The following is a 16918-nucleotide window of genomic DNA, read 5'->3' as shown; positions in this document are numbered from 1 at the left end:
AGTCTGGCGCGACGTCCTTAACGATTTCCTGCGCTGTCGGGTGCCACCCTGGTCGGGCGGGGTTCAGGTTCCGCCGGACGGGCGACTGCGGCCCACCGGCCGTTCGGCCTTCAGCGTCTGCTCCAGGACGCCAAGCTCGGTGTCCAGGTTCAGCACGTCGTTCTCCAGCATGCGGTCGCCATGGTGGCGCATCACTTCCTCCACGTCGGCCAGGGCCGCGGGGATGCGCTTCAGGCTCTCGTGCTCCGGCCCTTGGCTCGCGATGACCAGGGCGTGGTCGACAATCTTGATCACGCTGTCGAGGTAGAAGGTCAGCACCCGGCGGGCGCGGTTCGCGTCGCCCGGATCGCGCTCGACATTGGCGACGATACCCTCGGCCAACGTGATGATGCGTTCGGTCCGGCGGGCAATGTCGGGCTGGCGGATGCGCGGCAGCAGGTCCTCCAGGCGGGCCAGCTTGCGCCGCGCCTCCTGCGTCAGTTCCGCCGCGAAGGATGTGTCGGCAGTCGCTGGCGTCGCCGGCTGCGCTGCCGGCGCCGGGGTTGCGCGCGCCTCGGCGCGTTCGCGCCGGGCCGTGCTGCGGCGGTCGTCGGAGGTTGGGCGGTCCAGCGGCTCCGGCATGTCGCGGAAGGCCTGGCGCGCCTTGCGCATGGCCCAGATCGCGGGGATCCAGCCAAAGAATGGCGTCAGGATCGCGCTGCCCACCAGGAACGCACCGGCCCCCACGATCCAGGGCAGCAGCCGCTTGTGCGGCGCCAGCCAGGCATGGACGCCCATCTCCTCGGTCCAGTGTGGCTTCGACCGGCGCGCGCGGTCGCGGTCATCCGCGGACTGCCAGGTGAAGCGGTCCTCTTCCAGCCAGCGGTCGTCGTCGTCACGGCCAGCGCCCTGCCAGTCGCGGCGGCGGTGCCGGCGGCTGAACACCATCATGTCGAAGGCGCCGCGCGCCGGATGCCAGCGGCCCCGCCCGGGCATGCCAAAGGCCCGGCCCAGGCCCGCCGGCTGCACCCGCCGACCGGCGGCGGCCAGGACCAGCCTCAGCAGCACCTTCAGCATCCAGGCCCGGCCCAGTGGCAGTCGCGGCATCATCCCTCGCTTGGTCCCGCGGCGCGGGCTCTGGTCTTGGCGGCGCGGGCCGTGCCGGCGCCGTGGGTCTTCACATTGCGATTGCCGGGCCCGTTTTCCAGGGCGGGCGTCCTCAGCTGCGCGGGCGGCTCTGCGGACGCTCGGCCTGCAGGGTGCGTTCCAGCAGGCTCAGCTCGGTGTCCAGTTCCATCATGTCGTTCTCCAGCATCCTGTCCGACGCCTGGGCGAAGACCTGCTCCACCTCGCTCAGCATGTGGACGACGCGGGCAACGCTCTCGTGGTCCTGGCCGCCCTGGCTGGTGATCACGATCGAATGGTCCAGGATCTTGATCACCGTATCCAGGTAATAGGTCAGCAGCCGCCGCGTGCGGTTGGCGTCGGCGGGATCCTGTTCCAGGTTGGCGACGACGCGACGCGCATGGTCGCGGATCACCCGCGCGCGGTCGCGGATCTCCTGCCCGCGCACCCGTGCAATCAACTCGTCCATGCGCTGGATCTTGCGCCGGCCCTCGGTGATCAGCTCGGTCGCCAGCGGGACGTGCATGCTGGCGGCATCGCCCGGCTTGATCTCGGCAAAGGGTTCCTTGACGGGGGCCAGCGCCACGCGCGTGCCGACATAGCCCACCACCGCCAGCATCAGGGCGGGCATGAAGCCCAGGCCTGCCAGCAGGTGCAGGCCCAGGAACGCGGCCGCACCCGCCAGCCCGGCCGCCAGGTCGCGGCGACGGCGAAGGAACCTCACGGGCGGGTCCGCAGGATCGAGCGCGGCATCAGCCCTGGATCAGCTTGTTCTTCAACTCGGTCTCGATCCGGATCAGGTCCTGCTCGGCCTGGCGCCTCTTGGAGCGGCCGTCGGCCTGGATGCGCAGGACCTCGTCGATGGTCGAGATCAGGTCCTGGTTCACCTTCTGCAGGGTGGACATGTCCACGATGCCGCGCTCCGCCTCCTTGGTGATCTCGATCGTGCCGGTCTTCAGCAGCTCGGCATTGCGGGCCAGCATCTCGTTCGTGGTGTTGGTCACCTCGCGCTGCAGGGTGAGCGCCCCCTGCTGCCGGAAGAGGGAGATGGCGATCACCATCTGGTTCTTCCAGATCGGGATGGTGTTCAGGATCGAGGACTGGATCTTTTCCACAAGCACGGTATCGCCGTTCTGGATCAGGCGGATCTGCGGCATGGTCTGCAGCGAGACGGTCTTGGACAGGCGCAGGTCCTGCAGCTTCTTCTCGAAGCGGTCCAGCTTCTGCCGCACGTCGTTCAGGCGCTGCGCCGCCAGCTGGCCGTCGCTGCCCTCGGCCGCGCGGGCCGCGGCCTCCATCTCCGGGATGATTCGGTTGGTATAGTCGCGGACCATGTCCTCGCCCGCGATGATGTACAGGTTCAGCTGGCGGAACGTCTCCAGGTTGCGCTCGAACAGCTTGTCGAGCATGACGATGTCGCGCAGCAGCTGGTCCTTGGCGGCATCCAGCTGCAGCGTGATCTTGTCGATCTGCCCGCCTAGGTCCTCGTACTGGGCGATGAACTGACGCACCTCACGCTCGGCGGAGCCGAACAGCCGGCCGAAGAAGCCGGGCTTCTTGCCGATCGATTCGGTGTCCAGGCCCTTCACCTTCAGCATCAGTTCGGTCAGCTTCTGCCCGACCTCGCCCGAATCCTTGGCCTTGACCGTGTGCAGGATGCTGTCCGCGAACTCGGCGATGCCGTTCTGGACCGACGCGCCATATTGCAGGACGGCGGCGCTGTCGTTGAGGTCGACGCTCTTCTTGATCTCCTCGACCTTCTGGCGCTCGTCCGCGGTCAGCGGGGCGGCCGCCACGTCGCGGGCAAGTTCCGTCGCCACCGCCTGGATGTTGGGGGTGGCCGAGGGGACCGGAAGCTGGGCCGCTGTGCTGCTCATGGTCGCAATCCTGTTCTCACACGTGACCCCACCATAGCAAAGCCCGTCGCCGCGTGCCGCCCCTTCGCTAGGATGGCCCCGCGACGGATTCGGGGGGTGGCATGGGGCAGGCTTGGGCGCGGCGGATCGACCTGTTGGTGCTGGTCCTGGCCTGCGCCTTTGCGGCGGCCGTCGCGGTCGACACCCTGGGCCGTGCGGTCACTGCCGTCGCCTACCCGTTCGAGCTGGACTATGCAGAGGGTGCCGTCTGGACCCAGTACCAGGGCTTTCGCGGCGGCACGGCCTATGTCCCGCTCTCCGGCCTGCCCTATGTGGTGTTCAACTATGGCCCCGTCTACTACCTGCTGACCTGGGCGGTCGACCTGATCGTGGGCGACGGGCTGATGGCCGGGCGCCTGGTGTCGGTCCTGTCGACGCTGGGCGCGGTCTGCGCCATCGCTGTGCTGGTGCTGCAGGCCTCCGCCGGGCAGGGGGGGCGGGGGCTGCGCGTGCTGGCGGCGGTGCTGGCGGCGCTTGCCTTCCTGTCGCTCTATCCCGTGGCGCATCGCTTCGTGCACATGCGCGTCGACATGACGGCGGTGATGTTCGGCAGCATCGGGCTGGCACTGCTCCGCCCGGCCTGGGGCCGGCCGGGCCTGCTGGTCCTGCCCTGCCTGTGCTTCCTGGCCGCAGCCTTCACCAAGCAGATCGCCATTGCCGCCAGCCTTGCGGGGTTCACCGCCCTGCTGCTGGTCTTTCCGCGGCGCGCGCTGGTGGCGCTGGCCCTCACCGTCGTGGCCGGCCTTGCCGTGCTGGGCCTGCTGCAGGTGCTGACGGATGGCGGGTTCCTGGTCCATGGCCTGGGCTACAACCTGAACCGCATGCGGCCCTCGCAGCTGGGTTGGCTGTTCATGCCCCCACTGGTGGCGCCGGCCTTTGCCCTGCTGGTGGCGCTGTCCTTGCGCGATCTTCTGCGCGCGGGCGGCCTGGTCGCCCGCGCCCGGGCCGAGCCAGCGGCCTTCATGCGGCTGGTGCTGGCCCTGTACTTCGCGGCCGGCCTGCTCTGCGGCCTGTTCGTGCTGAAGGTCGGCGCCGAGTGGAACTACTTCTTCGACTGGCTGGCGGCGGGGGCGGCGCTGGTCGGGCTGGCCATTGTCGGGCTGGCGGAGCGCCGCGCCAGGGTGCATGGCGGCCGGGCCGACGCGGTGGCGGCGCTGGGCCTGGCTGTTGTCCTGCTGTGGCAGGCCAGCATCGCGCTGCGCTTCCACCGGCCCTGGGCTGACCCTGCGGGCACCGCCACCGACCATGCGCTGCTGGCCCTGGTCCAGGCAACGCCGGGGCCGATCCTGTCCGACGACATGGTGCTGCTGCTGCGCGCCGGGCGGACCGTGCCGTTCGAGCCGGCGATGATCCGCGAACTGACCCATGCCGGGATCGTGCCGGCGGAAGACGTGCTGGCCCTGCCCAGGCGGCGGGCGTTCAGCCTCGTCCTGGTGCGCTCGTCCTCGCCCGACCTGTTCTCGCCCGAATTCCGCGCCGAGCTGGCCGCCCATTATCGCAAGGCGGAGCGGATCGGCACCACGCAGGTCTGGCGCCCCGATCCCTCATGACGGGGGTGGCTCGGGCCGGTAGACGGCCCAGGTGAAGCCGGACAGGCCGGCATGTGGGAACAGCCGGACCAGGACGAAGATCCGGTCGTCGTGCAGGATGCGCGGCTCGGCCGGGCCATTGTCCGCGCGCTCCTCGACGAACCAGTCGGGCCGCGCGTCGTCGCGGGTGAAGCGGCCCGGCGCCTCGTGCTCCAGCTGCATCATCACGCGGAACGGGCGGTCGCTGGCGACGCGGCCGGCGCCCATCAGCGCCGCGGCGGCCGTGGCGTCGCCCCGGCCCAGCGCGATCAGCGCAAGGTCCAGGCGCAGGCTGCCGCCGACAATGGCCAGGACCACCAGCAGGGCGCAGGCCAGGCCCAGCATGCCGCGGCGGGCCAGTCGCTCCGCCACCAGCGCCAGCGCGGCCAGGGCGAAGGCGATGGGCGCCAGGTAGTAGCGCGGCTGCGGATAGGCGATCAGGGGGCTGAGCGCCACGGCCGCCGGCAGGGCCAGCGTCAGCAGCGCCAGCACCGGGCGCAGGCGCGGCGGCGCCAGGAGCACGGCGACGGCCAGCCCCGCCAGCAGGGCGAGGGCCGGCCAGCGCGGCGCCGCGGCCGCGATGCCGACCGCCTGGAGCAGCACGGCGGCCAGCGCCGTCAGCCAGTCGCCCGGCTCCGATCCGCCGACCTTCATCCCGGCCATCGCCGCCAGCAGGCCCAGGCCCACGACCAGGATCGTGGCCGGCACGAACAGGCGCAGCAGGGCCGCCAGGCCCACGCGCCGGCCCAGCGCCCACAAGCCAAGTCCCGCCAGGACAAGAAGGAACGTCAGGTGGCAGAGCGGCCCCAGCACGGTCGCGACGCGGAAGCCGCGCAGCGCAGCCGGCTGCCCCGTGGCCAGCCAGGTGTCCAGCCGCTCGAAGGCGATCAGCGCGCAGACCAGCATGGGGGCATAGCCGCGGGCCTCGCTGCCATACTGGACCAGCGGCGGAGAGACGGCGAAGAGCGCCGCCGCCACCAGGCCGGCCACCCGGCCATAGGGGTGCAGCGCCCGCCATGCCAACGGCACTGCCGCCGTCCCGCACAGCACCGCCGGCAGGCGCTGCACCCAGGCGGCGGCGTCCAGGCCGACCAGGCTCAGCCACAGGACCTGGACCGGGTGCAGGTTGTCATGGGCGACCGCGCCCAGCAGGCGACTGGCCCCCGGCAGGCGCTCCAGCAGGACCAGGGTCCAGACCTCGTCGAACCACAGCGACCCGCGCGCCGCCAGGACGCGCAGCACCAGGGCCGCCATGGTCAGCCCCAGCAGCAGCCACAGGTCGGGGCCTGCCGCGCGCCGGGCCGGTGGGCGAACTCCGACCGGCCGCCGCGTCAGGCTGCTGTCCGCCATCGCCGCGTTCCGCGCTTGGCCGTCAGGCGGCGGCGCGCTTGAAATGGGCAGCCAGGCGCCGGCTGGCCTCGTCCAGCACGGCGTCCTTCTTGCAGAAGCAGAAGCGCGCCAGGTGACGCGGCGGGTCGTCCCCCGCATAGAAGGCGGAGACGGGCACCGCGGCCACCTTTGCCTCGGTCGTGATGTGCCGGCAGAAGGCGACGTCGTCCTGCGTCCAGCCGATCGAGCGCAGGTCGACGCTCAGGAAGTAGGTGCCCTCGACCGGCAGCACGGCCAGGCCCGCAGCCTCCAGCCCGCGGGTCAGGCGGTCGCGCTTCGCCGCCAGCGCGCTGGACAGGCCGGCATAATAGTCCTCGCCCTTGGCCAGTCCCAGGGCCACCGCGTATTGCAGGTTGGGCGGCGTGGTGAAGGTCAGGAACTGGTGGGCCTTGGCCACCTGGTCGATCAGCGCTGCGGGGCCGGAGAGATAGCCGACCTTCCAGCCGGTCAGGGCAAAGGTCTTGCCCGCCGATCCGACGCGCAGGGTGCGCTCGAACAGGGCCGGCACATGGGCGGGGGAGCGATGCACCCGGCCGTCCAGCACCAAGTGCTCATAGACCTCGTCCGACAGGACATAGGCATCCGCCGCGACGACATGGGCGGCCAGCCGCTCCAGCTCGTCCTGCCGCCAGACCTTGCCATTGGGGTTCATCGGGGTGTTGAGGAGCACCAGCTTGGTGCGCGGGGAGAAGGCCGCCGCCAGGGCGGCTTCCGTCGCGGTCCAGTCCGGGGGCGCCAGGCGGACCAGGCGCGGCACGCCGCCCGCCAGCCGCACCATCGGCAGGTAGCAGTCGTACAGCGGCTCGAACAGCACGACCTCGTCCCCTGGCTGGACCAGCGCCAGGATCGCGGCGGCGATCGCCTCCGTGGCGCCGCTGGTCACCAGTACCTCTCCGTCGCCCTGATAGTCCAGGCCGTGGCTGAGCCGGCAGCGTTCTGCCACGGCGCGGCGCAGCTCCACGAGCCCCCGCATCGGCGGATACTGGTTCGGCCCCTCCAGCGTGCGGCGCGCCGCCTCCGCCCGGACATCGTCGGGCCCGTCCTCGTCCGGGAAGCCCTGGCCCAGGTTGATTGCGCCGTGCTCCACGGCCAGGGCCGACATGACGGTGAAGATGGTGGTGCCAAGGTTGGCAATGATCGGATTGGCGGGCTTCATGGGGGCGATCCTGGCGGCGGCGGCCCTGCGGCGCAACGTCCGGGCCCCTCATGTGCGAAACTTGTGCGTTCCGCACAAAAAACAGGCAATGATCCGTTTGAGCGTTCAGCGACCAAGCGCGCTCCCGTTGTCCCGCCCGCCTGTGCCCTGTTGGCACGAGGCGTGCTTAAGGGTGGCAAAGGGCTCGCTGAAGGGGAGCTCGCAGTCATCGTGCCCTGGTCGGACCAAATGAAGAAAATCGAAGCGATCATAAAGCCCTTCAAGCTGGACGAGGTGAAGGAGGCCCTGCAGGAAATCGGTCTCAAGGGCATCACCGTGACCGAGGCCAAGGGCTTCGGCCGGCAGAAGGGGCATACCGAGCTGTATCGCGGTGCGGAATATGTGGTCGACTTCCTGCCCAAGGTGAAGCTGGAGATCGTGGTCGAGGACGAGCTGGTCGAGCGCGCGGTCGAGGCGATCCAGGCCGCTGCGCGGACAGGACGCATCGGCGACGGCAAGATCTTCGTGTCGACCATCGAGGAGGTGATCCGCATCCGGACCGGCGAAACCGGGGTGGATGCCATCTGAGGGCCGCTGGCCAACGGAAGAAGACTAAGGGGTAGTCCGGTCGTGCATGGCGTCCCCGTGATGCCGGAGCGGTCGGGTTGGGATACGAAACTTCAACTGACGGAAAGAGAACATGGCTGACGCTAAGAGCGTGCTCGAGCTCATCAAGGAGAAGGAGGTCAAGTACGTTGACCTTCGCTTCACGGACCCGCGCGGCAAGTGGCAGCATCTGGCCCTCGACCTCAACATGGTGGACGAGGACCTGTTCACCGACGGCACGATGTTCGACGGCTCGTCGATCGCCGGCTGGAAGGCGATCAACGAGTCGGACATGGTCCTGATGCCGGACCCGTCCACCGCCGTCATCGACCCGTTCGCGGTCCAGACCTCGCTCATCATCTATTGCGACGTGCTGGAGACCAGCGGCGAAGGCTACAACCGCGATCCGCGCTCGCTCGCGAAGCGCGCCGAGGCGTACCTGACCCAGACCGGCATCGGCGACACCGCCGTGTTCGGCCCGGAAGCCGAGTTCTTCCTGTTCGACGACGTCAAGATCGACGTCTCCATGAACCGCGTGATGTACGAACTCGACGAGATCGAGGGTCCGTACAACTCGGCCAAGGGCTACGAGCAGGGCAACATGGGCCACCGCCCGGGCATCAAGGGCGGCTACTTCCCCGTCCCCCCGGTCGATAGCGCCTCCGACCTGCGCGCCGAGATGCTCTCGGTGATGAAGGAAATGGGCCTGCCGGTCGAGAAGCACCACCACGAGGTGGCGCCCAGCCAGCACGAACTTGGCATCAAGTTCGACACGCTGCTGAAGACCGCCGACAACATGCAGATCTACAAGTACGTGATCCACAACGTGGCGCACCAGTACGGCAAGTCTGCGACCTTCATGCCGAAGCCGATCAAGGGCGACAACGGCTCGGGCATGCACGTCCACCAGTCGATCTGGAACGGTGGCAAGCCGCTCTTCGCGGGCGACCGCTATGCCGGCCTGTCCGAGACGGCGCTGTTCTACATCGGCGGCATCATCAAGCACGCGAAGGCGCTCAACGCCTTCACGAACCCGCTGACCAACAGCTACAAGCGCCTGATCCCCGGCTTCGAGGCGCCCGTGCTGCTGGCCTATTCGGCCCGCAACCGCTCCGCCTCGTGCCGTATCCCGCACGGCAACAGCCCCAAGGCCAAGCGCGTCGAGGTCCGCTTCCCCGATCCGGGCGCGAACCCCTATCTCGCCTACTCGGCCATGCTGATGGCGGGCCTGGACGGCATCCAGAACAAGATCCATCCGGGCGAGCCGATGGACAAGGACCTGTACCACCTGCCGCCGGAAGAGCTGAAGCAGGTGCCCCAGGTCTGCGGTTCGCTGCGCGAGGCGCTGGAGAGCCTGGACAAGGACCGCGAGTTCCTGAAGAAGGGCGGCGTGTTCGACGACGACCTGATCGACAGCTGGATCGAGCTGAAGATGCAGGAAGTCTATGCCATGGAGCACACCCCGCATCCGATCGAGTTCGCGATGTACTACAGCGTCTGATCCGTCACAGGATCAGAGGGAAGGGGCCCGGCGGCAACGCCGGGCCCTTTTTTTGTCGGTATCGACGGCGACCAGGACAGGCTAGAGCGCGACCCGCGCCGGTGCCCGCGGCACACCGGCAATGTCGACCGGCAGGCGATAGACGCTGCCGGCGCGATCGCCGCCGGACCCGTCCGACCCCGTGACGACATAGAGCGTGCGCAGGTCGTCGCCGCCGAAGCACACGCTGGTCACCATGCGCTGCGGCACCGGGATGGAGCGGACCTCCCGGCCCGCGGGGTCGACCACCGCGACGCGGCCGCCACGCGCCAGCGCCACCCAGACCGTGCCGTCCGTCGCGACCGCCAGGCCGTCCGGCCCTTCCTCGCCAAAGGCGGCCAGGACCTGGCGGGGACCCAGCGTGCCGTCGGGGGCCACGTCATGCGCGTTGACGCGCTGGCGCAGCGTATCGGCGTGGTACAGGCGTCGACCGTCGGGCGACAGGCCGATGCCGTTGGTCAGCATCACGTCGTCGGCCACCTGCCGCGCGCTGCCGTCGAGTTCGATCAGCCACAGGTGGCCGGCGCGCCCGGTCGCATGGTCGCCGAACGGGTCGAGGCCCAGCGAGCCGGCATAGATCCGTCCCGTTGCGTCCGTCGTCAGGTCGTTGAAGCCGGTCCGGCCCGTGGCGGCGTCCTGCTCCAGGAAGATCCGGCCTGTGCTGCTCTCGCCGGGGAAGGGCTTGTGGCCGATATTGCGCCCGCTGATGATGGCGCCCCCCGCCGCATGGGGGGCAATCCCGCCCACCCCCTTGCGATGCGGGATCAGGGCAACCGGCTTGGCCGGATCCTGGAACGACCAGACCCCGCCATGGTGGACGTCGGACGCGATGAAGCCGTGGCCCCGGATCCAGTTGGGTCCCTCGATCAGGCCGAAGCCGGTGGCGATGCGTTCCATTCCTGGATCCTCCCGTTTCTCTTGTCGCGCCATCAGAGCACAAGGAGCGGCTGGAGTTTCGATTCCCGGCACGCCAGGATGCGCAGCGTGACCCAAGTTCCGCCTGACACACCGCGCACGCCTGATCCCAGCCGGCCCCCTGGGCCGCCCACGCCCCTGGTGGCGAAAAAGGGCGGGCCGCCGCTCCTGCCGTCGACACCGCAGCAGCGGCGCCAGGCCTTCCGCCTGCTGTTCCTGTGCCTGTGCTGCATGGGCATGGGGCAGACCATCATCTTCTCGATCCTGCCGCCCCTGGCGCGGGAGATGGGGCTGGCGGAATGGCAGGTCGGCTCGATCTTCCTGGCCTCCTCGATCGTCTGGGTCGTGGTCAGCCCGTGGTGGGGACGGCGCAGCGACCAGTGGGGCAGGCGGCCCGTCATCCTGCTGGGCCTGGTCGGCTTTGCCATCTCGACCGTGCTGTTCGCCCTGGTGATCGAGGCGGCGCTGGCCGGCTGGATCGCGATCGCGCTTGCCTGGCCGCTGATGATCGCCAGCCGCCTGTTCTATGGCGTGCTGGGCTCGGGCTCCATGCCTTCGGCCCAGGCCTATATCGCCGACCGCACGACGCGGGCGGAACGCACGCCCTACCTCGCCGGCCTGGGGGCGGCGTTCGGCCTGGGCGCCACGCTGGGGCCGGGCCTGGCCTCCGCCCTGGTCGTGCTGGGGCTGCTGGCACCGTTCTATGGCCTGGCCGTGCTGGCGCTGGCCAGTGCCGCGGCGATCTGGTTCCTGCTTCCCGAGCGCACGCTGCCCCAGGTGTCGGCCGACCGGCCGCGTCTCAGCGTCTTCGACCCACGCGTGCGCTGGCATCTGGTGGTCGGCCTGCTGATGGGCACGACCATGGCCATCGTGGTCCAGACGGTGGGCTTCCTGTTCATCGACCAGCTCAAGCTCGACGTGCACGAGGCGGCGCAGATGGTGGGCGTCGGCATGATGGCCTCGTCCATGGCGGCGCTGTTCGCGCAGATCGTGATCGCGCAGCGCTTCCGCGTGTCGGCGGGCACGCTGCTGTGGTCGGGCTGCGTCGTCATCATCGTCGCCTTCGTGATCTTCCTGGCCTCGCGCTCCTATGGTCCGCTGGTCATGGCCCTGGTCCTGACCGGCCTTGGCTCCGGCATGGCGAGGCCCGGCAATGTCGCCGCGGCCTCCCTGGCGGTGGAGCCGGAGGAGCAGGGCGGCGTGGCGGGGCTGACCAATGCCACGGGTGCCGCGGGCTTCATCCTGGCGCCGCTGATCGGCCTGCCGCTCTATCGCTTCGATCCGCTCTATCCGTATTGGCTGTGCCTCGTGCTTTCGATCGTCACGCTTGCGATCGTGCTGCGGCACCCGGAAATGCGGCAGGTCGACGTGGAGCCCAGCAGCGACGACGAGCCAGGGGTGCCAGGGGGGTAGTTGGGGCTATAGTGCGGCGCACGGTGCCCTTCTGTTCTCGTGAGTCGCTACGCCCTCGATGACCGACCTGTTCTCTGCCACCCGCGCATCCGAAGACTACAATGCCAGCCACATCCAGGTCCTGGAGGGGCTGGAGCCGGTGCGCAAGCGTCCCGGCATGTATATCGGCGGCACGGACGAGCGCGCGCTGCACCACTTGGCGGCCGAGATCCTGGACAATGCGATGGACGAGGTGGTGGCCGGCCACGCCACCCGCATCGAGATCAATCTGGAGGCCGATGGCCGCCTGACCATCCGGGACAATGGCCGCGGCATCCCGGTCGAGAACCACCCCAAGTTCCCGAACAAGTCGACGGTGGAGGTGATCTTCACGGTGCTCCATGCGGGCGGCAAGTTCGGCGGCGACGCCTACCAGACCTCGGGCGGCCTGCACGGCGTCGGCGCCTCCGTCGTCAATGCGCTGTCGACCGAACTGGTGGTGGAGGTGGCGCGCGAACGCCAGCTCTGGCGCCAGGTCTTTGCCCGCGGGATCCCCCAGGGACCGATCGCGCAGGTGGGGGCCGCCCCCAACCGGCGCGGCACGAGTGTCAGCTTCACCCCCGATCCGGAGATCTTTCCCGCCGGGACGGTGATGAAGCCGTGGCGGCTGTACCGCATGGCGCGGTCAAAGGCCTATCTGTTCCGCGGGGTCGAGATCCGCTGGGCCTGCGCGCCCGAACTGATCCAGGCCGGCGACGAGACCCCGGCCGAGGCGGTCTTTCACTTCCCCGGCGGCCTGGAGGACTTCCTGGCGGCCAGCCTGGCGCAGAGCGAGACGGTGACGGGCCAGCCCTTTGCCGGCGCGGTCGAGGTCGAGGGCGGGCGTGTCGAATGGGCGATCGCCTGGCCGGCGGACGGCGATGCCTTCGTCCATTCCTATTGCAACACCGTGCCGACCCCCGACGGCGGCACGCACGAGGCGGGATTGCGCAGCGCGCTGGCCCGGGCGTTGCGCGGCTATGGCGAACTGGTCGCCAACAAGCGGGCGGCAAGCATCACCGGCGATGACGCGCTGGGCTCCGCCGCGGCGCTCCTCTCGATCTTCATCCGCGAACCGCAGTTCCAGGGCCAGACCAAGGAGAAGCTGTCCAGCGTCGAGGCGACGCGCCTGGTCGACAACGCGGTCAAGGATCGCTTCGACCACTTCCTGACCGACGATCCGCCGCGCGCCAACGCCCTGCTGACCTATGTCATCGAGCGGGCGGAGGAGCGCCTGCGCCGCAAGGCGGACAAGGACGTCAGCCGCAAGAGCGCCACGCGCCGCCTGCGCCTGCCGGGCAAGCTGGCCGACTGCTCGACCGAGGCGGCCGCGGGGACCGAGATCTTCCTGGTCGAGGGCGACTCGGCCGGCGGCAGCGCCAAGCAGGCCCGCGACCGCGCGACCCAGGCGGTCCTGCCGCTGAAGGGCAAGATCATGAACGTGGTCAGCGCCGCCCAGGGAAAGATGGCGCAGAACCAGGAACTGTCCGACCTGATCCAGGCGCTGGGCTGCGGCACCGGCGCGCGCTTCCGCCTTGAGGACCTGCGCTACGAGCGGGTCATCATCATGACCGATGCCGATGTCGACGGGGCGCACATCGCCTCGCTCCTGATGACGTTCTTCTGGCGCGAGACGCCGGGCCTGGTCCGGGCGGGGCGCCTCTACCTGGCGCAGCCGCCGCTCTATCGCCTGACGCACGGCGCCAAGACGGTCTATGCGATGGACGATGCCGATCGCGAACGCCTGCTGAAGTCGCAGTTCAAGGCCAACGCCCACGTCGATGTCGGCCGCTTCAAGGGCCTGGGCGAGATGATGCCGGCACAGCTGCGCGATACGACCATGGCGAAGTCGAAGCGCACCCTGTTGCGGGTGATGGTGGAGGACGGCGACGGCACCGCCGACCTGATCGACCGCCTGATGGGCCGCAAGCCCGAACTGCGCTTCCGCTTCATCCAGGAGCGCGCCCCCCAGGCCCAGGCCTTGGACGTCTAGGGGCCGTGGCCGGCGATCCCGACATCGTTCGAGTGCTGGCCGCCGTTCGTCTTCTCTCGACTGCCGAAGGAGGGAAGGCGCGGTTTGTTCGCGGAAGCTACCGCCCGAACCACAATTTCTTCGGTCCCGACAACTCGATGATGACGATCGGCGTCATGGATATTGCGACCGAATGGTATCCCGGCGAATGCCGCGAAGTGGTCGTGACCTTCCTCAATTGGCCCGGTCTTGCGGGTCAGATCGTAGCTGGGCGTGAATGGCGGATTCAGGAGGGGCCGAAGCTGGTTGGAATAGGGACTGTTCTTAGAGTTCTGGATTAGTTATTGATCATGATGTGGTGCCTTTGGCGGGATCATAGTTCTGGCCGCGATAGAACACCCTGACGATCCTCACCCGATCACAAAACACACGATACACAATCACTACGCGCCGCTGGACGGGGAAGATGCGCATGTCGCGGCCCAGCTCGGGCGAAGAGGACCGATCTCCGCGAATTCAGCCAGTAGCATGCAGCGGTTTCGGATCTCTTCGATCATTCGTTCCGCTGCTTTGGGTTGTTCGCTGGCAATCCACGACTCGAGCGCGGCGAGGTCCGAGATCGCAGCCCTGGAGTAAACGAGCCGAGTGGTCACGTCGCACTGTATCCAAGCCTTTTTTCGCGATGATCTGCAAGGATCCTGTCTGCTTCCTCGGAGCTGTAGTCCCTTGGATCTGCTTCGGCTTCGATAATTCTCGCGCGGAGGGATTCAAGGGTTCCAAAGGCCGACAGATCGTCTCCGCTCGCCGCATCCTCCATCATGACCAGCGCCGCGCGGACGACGTCCTCCACGCTAGAGTATTGGCCGCTCGCGACCTGTTCCTTCACGAACCGCTCCAGGTCGGGGCCGAGCGATACGGCAATGGTCATCGGTACACCTCACGATCAATCCTGGCCCAGCCTAGCACGGTCGTCGGAATGTGACCGCGGCGCTCTTGCGGGCTTGGCGGGCGATGCGCATCTTCTGGCTATGAGCACGATCCATGCTGTTGCGCGCAGCGCGCGTCTCCTTGGCCTTGTGGGCCTGGCGGTCTTTGGCCTTGTGTCTGGTGCGGCCCTAACGGGGGCCGAGGCGGCGACCCTGACGCATGTGCGGCAGGAGGCGATCTACAGCCCCACGCTGGTCCAGTCGCTGGCCCGTGACGGCATCCTGAAGGCCGAGATCCACGGCAGCCCGGTCGGCGGTGCCGATGCCGGCCAGATCGCGGCGCAGGTGCCCGGTCCAGCCTTCCTGGCGAATGTCCGGGTCGAGCCGCGCGAGGGCCGCAACCGCCTCGTGCTGGTGTTCAACCCGGTGCAGATCACGAATCCCGATTCGCTGTGCAGTGTCGCCTCCAGCGGGGCCATACCGACGACCGGCCCCGGCGGCATGCAGGTGCAGGCGGCTCTGTGCCTGGGCGATACCGCGATCAGTCGCGCCGTGCTGCAGGGGCCTGCGGTTCCCAGTGTGGAGGATCCGGCCTTTCGCCAGAGCATGGGCGAGCTGATCTCCTCCCTCATTCCGCTGCGCAGCCCGCACGATTCCAGCCGCTGCCTGGTGCCCGGCTGCTAGCGGCACCGCGCGATAAGGCGCGCCCCGCGGGCCACACTTGCGGGTCTGTCTGGGCTGCCATACGCTGCTGAAGCGGGTTGAGGCGTTGCGACGCCTTGCTTTCGCGCGCGCAATCGCCATCTTTGCCGGGATCGTTCGCGGGGGTTCGCCCTGCGGACGCGATGAGGCTTTTTCTTGATGCCATTTTCTGACCTCGGCCTCGGCCCAGCTCTTCTCCAGGCCGTTGCCGATGCAGGCTATAGCGAGCCCACCCCGATCCAGGCCAAGGCGATCCCCCAGGTCCTGGCCGGGCGCGACATCCTGGGCGTCGCCCAGACGGGCACGGGCAAGACGGCCAGCTTCACGCTGCCGATGATCGAGATCCTGGCCGCCGGCCGGCCCAAGGCGCGCATGCCGCGCTCGCTGATTCTGGAGCCGACGCGCGAACTGGCGGCCCAGGTGGCCGAAAGCTTCGACAAGTACGGCAAGAACCACAAGCTGACCTGTGCCCTGCTGATCGGCGGCGTGTCTTTCGGCGACCAGGAAAAGAAGCTGGACCGCGGCGTGGACGTGCTGATCGCGACCCCCGGCCGCCTGCTCGACCACATGGAACGCGGCCGCGTCATGCTGAACGGCGTGCAGGTCCTGGTGGTGGACGAGGCCGACCGCATGCTCGACATGGGCTTCATTCCCGATGTCGAGAAGATCTGCAAGATGACGCCGGCCCAGCGCCAGACGCTGTTCTTCTCCGCCACCATGGCGCCGGAGATCAAGCGCCTGACCGACGCCTTCCTGAACCAGCCGGTGGAGGTGACGGTCGCCCGGGCCGCGACCACCGCGTCGACCGTGACGCAGGGGCTGGTCATCGTCGAGGCGCGGGAGAAGCGCCAGGCGCTGCGCAACCTGCTGCGCAATGAGGAAGTGCGCAACGCCATCATCTTCTGCAATCGCAAGCGCGACGTGGACGTCCTGCACAAGAGCCTGACCGCGCACGGCTTCAGCGCCGCCGGCCTGCATGGCGACATGGCCCAGGCGGTCCGCACCGACACGCTGGAGCGCTTCAAGAAGGGCGAGATCACCCTGCTGGTGGCCAGCGACGTCGCGGCGCGCGGCCTGGACGTGACCGACATGAGCCACGTCTTCAACTTCGACGTGCCGATCCATCCGGAGGATTACGTCCACCGCATCGGCCGCACCGGCCGCGCGGGCAAGGAAGGCCGCGCCTTCACCCTGGCCGTGCCGGATGATGCCCGCTATGTCGCGGCGATCGAGAAGATCATCGGCAAGGAGATCCCCAAGGTCGAAGTGCCGGGCATCGAGGCAGCCAACCTGGAGAGCGGGGACGAGGCCCCGCGCCGCGGTCGTGGCCGCAAGGCGGCGCCCAAGGCCGACAAGCCCGCCAAGGGCGAGGCGGATGACGCGCCGGCACGGCCGCGTCGCAGCAGCCGCAGCCGGACCGAGGTCCGCGACGAGGCGCCGCCGCGCATGGCCGAGGAGCGCGCGGTCGAGGAGGCTCCCGAGCGCCCCGCCGAGCGTGCGCCCGCCCGCCATGCGGAGCCGCGTGGCCGCCGGCCCGACGACCGCCGGCGGCGCCGCGACGACGATGACGCGATGGACGATGTGCCGCTGATCGGCTTTGGCGACAATGCCCCGGCGTTCATGCTCCAGCCAATCCGCGCCGCACGGTCCTGACGCACGGGCTGGCGCGGCCGTGAGTCGCGCCACGCTTCTGCCGCTCGCAGTTGTCCTTGTC

At 69.0% G+C, this 16918-nt stretch carries 16 protein-coding genes; 8 read left to right on the top strand and 8 right to left on the bottom strand.

Annotated features, from left to right (window positions below):
• Positions 1 to 63 precede the first annotated feature (63 nt).
• The 3 genes from ACI6GS_RS01225 to ACI6GS_RS01215 form a co-directional block, all read right to left on the bottom strand.
• The gene (locus tag ACI6GS_RS01225; RefSeq protein WP_439815957.1) at positions 64 to 1086 is read right to left on the bottom strand and encodes a 5-bromo-4-chloroindolyl phosphate hydrolysis family protein; all 1023 of its coding nucleotides are present in this window, start codon (positions 1084 to 1086) and stop codon (positions 64 to 66) included.
• A 112-nt stretch (positions 1087 to 1198) separates the two neighbouring features.
• A complete protein-coding gene (locus tag ACI6GS_RS01220) occupies positions 1199 to 1828 on the bottom strand; it encodes a 5-bromo-4-chloroindolyl phosphate hydrolysis family protein (protein WP_439815956.1) in 630 nt (209 codons plus the stop codon).
• Positions 1829 to 1856: 28 nt separating this feature from the next.
• Positions 1857 to 2981 carry a toxic anion resistance protein gene (locus tag ACI6GS_RS01215; protein WP_439815955.1) on the bottom strand — a complete coding sequence of 375 codons (1125 nt, stop codon included), beginning with the start codon at positions 2979 to 2981 and terminating at the stop codon, positions 1857 to 1859.
• A 101-nt stretch (positions 2982 to 3082) separates the two neighbouring features.
• Between ACI6GS_RS01215 and ACI6GS_RS01210 the strand changes: the two genes are divergently transcribed.
• On the top strand, positions 3083 to 4570 hold the full coding sequence (locus tag ACI6GS_RS01210; protein ID WP_439815954.1) for a hypothetical protein: 1488 nt from the start codon (positions 3083 to 3085) through the stop codon (positions 4568 to 4570).
• Here the strand turns inward: ACI6GS_RS01210 and ACI6GS_RS01205 are convergent.
• Positions 4565 to 5938 carry a hypothetical protein gene (locus ACI6GS_RS01205; RefSeq protein ID WP_439815953.1) on the bottom strand — a complete coding sequence of 458 codons (1374 nt, stop codon included), beginning with the start codon at positions 5936 to 5938 and terminating at the stop codon, positions 4565 to 4567. The two genes, ACI6GS_RS01210 and ACI6GS_RS01205, sit on opposite strands and share 6 nt — an antisense overlap.
• Before the next feature lie 22 nt (positions 5939 to 5960).
• A complete protein-coding gene (locus ACI6GS_RS01200) occupies positions 5961 to 7133 on the bottom strand; it encodes an aminotransferase (RefSeq protein WP_439815952.1) in 1173 nt (390 codons plus the stop codon).
• A 228-nt stretch (positions 7134 to 7361) separates the two neighbouring features.
• On the opposite strand from ACI6GS_RS01200, the gene ACI6GS_RS01195 reads away from it, so the two are divergent.
• Positions 7362 to 7700: a P-II family nitrogen regulator gene (locus ACI6GS_RS01195; protein WP_439815951.1), complete on the top strand. Its 339-nt coding sequence runs from the start codon at positions 7362 to 7364 to the stop codon at positions 7698 to 7700.
• A gap of 112 nt (positions 7701 to 7812) precedes the next feature.
• Positions 7813 to 9219, top strand: a complete 1407-nt coding sequence (gene glnA, locus ACI6GS_RS01190; RefSeq protein WP_439815950.1) for a type I glutamate--ammonia ligase — start codon at positions 7813 to 7815, stop codon at positions 9217 to 9219.
• A gap of 81 nt (positions 9220 to 9300) precedes the next feature.
• Here glnA and ACI6GS_RS01185 read toward each other — a convergent pair whose 3' ends face one another.
• Positions 9301 to 10155 (bottom strand): SMP-30/gluconolactonase/LRE family protein, encoded by an 855-nt coding sequence (locus tag ACI6GS_RS01185; protein ID WP_439815949.1) that lies wholly within the window; start codon positions 10153 to 10155, stop codon positions 9301 to 9303.
• An 87-nt stretch (positions 10156 to 10242) separates the two neighbouring features.
• Between ACI6GS_RS01185 and ACI6GS_RS01180 the strand changes: the two genes are divergently transcribed.
• From ACI6GS_RS01180 to ACI6GS_RS01170, 3 genes are read left to right on the top strand one after another with little or no spacing between them, the layout of a single operon-like run.
• A complete protein-coding gene (locus ACI6GS_RS01180) occupies positions 10243 to 11586 on the top strand; it encodes an MFS transporter (RefSeq protein WP_439815948.1) in 1344 nt (447 codons plus the stop codon).
• Positions 11587 to 11644: 58 nt separating this feature from the next.
• Positions 11645 to 13597, top strand: a complete 1953-nt coding sequence (parE, locus tag ACI6GS_RS01175; RefSeq protein WP_439815947.1) for a DNA topoisomerase IV subunit B — start codon at positions 11645 to 11647, stop codon at positions 13595 to 13597.
• Positions 13598 to 13602: 5 nt separating this feature from the next.
• Positions 13603 to 13917 (top strand): hypothetical protein, encoded by a 315-nt coding sequence (locus ACI6GS_RS01170; protein ID WP_439815946.1) that lies wholly within the window; start codon positions 13603 to 13605, stop codon positions 13915 to 13917.
• A 102-nt stretch (positions 13918 to 14019) separates the two neighbouring features.
• On the opposite strand, the gene ACI6GS_RS01165 is transcribed toward ACI6GS_RS01170, so the two are convergent.
• Together ACI6GS_RS01165 and ACI6GS_RS01160 are read right to left on the bottom strand one after the other, a co-directional pair.
• Positions 14020 to 14229 carry a type II toxin-antitoxin system RelE/ParE family toxin gene (locus ACI6GS_RS01165; protein WP_439815945.1) on the bottom strand — a complete coding sequence of 70 codons (210 nt, stop codon included), beginning with the start codon at positions 14227 to 14229 and terminating at the stop codon, positions 14020 to 14022.
• The gene (locus ACI6GS_RS01160; protein WP_439815944.1) at positions 14226 to 14504 is read right to left on the bottom strand and encodes a type II toxin-antitoxin system ParD family antitoxin; all 279 of its coding nucleotides are present in this window, start codon (positions 14502 to 14504) and stop codon (positions 14226 to 14228) included. Before ACI6GS_RS01160 ends, ACI6GS_RS01165 begins: the two co-directional genes overlap by 4 nt.
• A 100-nt stretch (positions 14505 to 14604) precedes the next feature.
• On the opposite strand from ACI6GS_RS01160, the gene ACI6GS_RS01155 reads away from it, so the two are divergent.
• Both ACI6GS_RS01155 and ACI6GS_RS01150 read left to right on the top strand, forming a co-directional pair.
• The gene (locus ACI6GS_RS01155) at positions 14605 to 15186 is read left to right on the top strand and encodes a hypothetical protein (protein WP_439815943.1); all 582 of its coding nucleotides are present in this window, start codon (positions 14605 to 14607) and stop codon (positions 15184 to 15186) included.
• Between the two features lie 177 nt (positions 15187 to 15363).
• Positions 15364 to 16857, top strand: coding sequence for a DEAD/DEAH box helicase (locus tag ACI6GS_RS01150; protein WP_439815942.1), 1494 nt, complete (start codon positions 15364 to 15366; stop codon positions 16855 to 16857).
• The last annotated feature ends 61 nt before the right edge of the window (positions 16858 to 16918 follow it).

Source organism: Zavarzinia sp. CC-PAN008, from assembly GCF_051903925.1.
Lineage (GTDB): Bacteria > Pseudomonadota > Alphaproteobacteria > Zavarziniales > Zavarziniaceae.
This window is presented reverse-complemented; position numbering and strand designations above follow the sequence as displayed.

Excerpts from the sequence above, each read along its gene's own strand:
- ACI6GS_RS01225 (WP_439815957.1), bottom strand. The coding sequence starts at position 1,086 with ATGCCGCGACTGCCACTGGGCCGGGCCTGGATGCTGAAGGTGCTGCTG.
- ACI6GS_RS01215 (WP_439815955.1), bottom strand. The coding sequence starts at position 2,981 with ATGAGCAGCACAGCGGCCCAGCTTCCGGTCCCCTCGGCCACCCCCAAC.
- ACI6GS_RS01210 (WP_439815954.1), top strand. The coding sequence starts at position 3,083 with ATGGGGCAGGCTTGGGCGCGGCGGATCGACCTGTTGGTGCTGGTCCTG.
- ACI6GS_RS01205 (WP_439815953.1), bottom strand. The coding sequence starts at position 5,938 with ATGGCGGACAGCAGCCTGACGCGGCGGCCGGTCGGAGTTCGCCCACCG.
- ACI6GS_RS01200 (WP_439815952.1), bottom strand. The coding sequence starts at position 7,133 with ATGAAGCCCGCCAATCCGATCATTGCCAACCTTGGCACCACCATCTTC.
- ACI6GS_RS01195 (WP_439815951.1), top strand. The coding sequence starts at position 7,362 with ATGAAGAAAATCGAAGCGATCATAAAGCCCTTCAAGCTGGACGAGGTG.
- glnA (WP_439815950.1), top strand. The coding sequence starts at position 7,813 with ATGGCTGACGCTAAGAGCGTGCTCGAGCTCATCAAGGAGAAGGAGGTC.
- ACI6GS_RS01185 (WP_439815949.1), bottom strand. The coding sequence starts at position 10,155 with ATGGAACGCATCGCCACCGGCTTCGGCCTGATCGAGGGACCCAACTGG.
- parE (WP_439815947.1), top strand. The coding sequence starts at position 11,645 with ATGACCGACCTGTTCTCTGCCACCCGCGCATCCGAAGACTACAATGCC.
- ACI6GS_RS01160 (WP_439815944.1), bottom strand. The coding sequence starts at position 14,504 with ATGACCATTGCCGTATCGCTCGGCCCCGACCTGGAGCGGTTCGTGAAG.
- ACI6GS_RS01155 (WP_439815943.1), top strand. The coding sequence starts at position 14,605 with ATGAGCACGATCCATGCTGTTGCGCGCAGCGCGCGTCTCCTTGGCCTT.
- ACI6GS_RS01150 (WP_439815942.1), top strand. The coding sequence starts at position 15,364 with ATGCCATTTTCTGACCTCGGCCTCGGCCCAGCTCTTCTCCAGGCCGTT.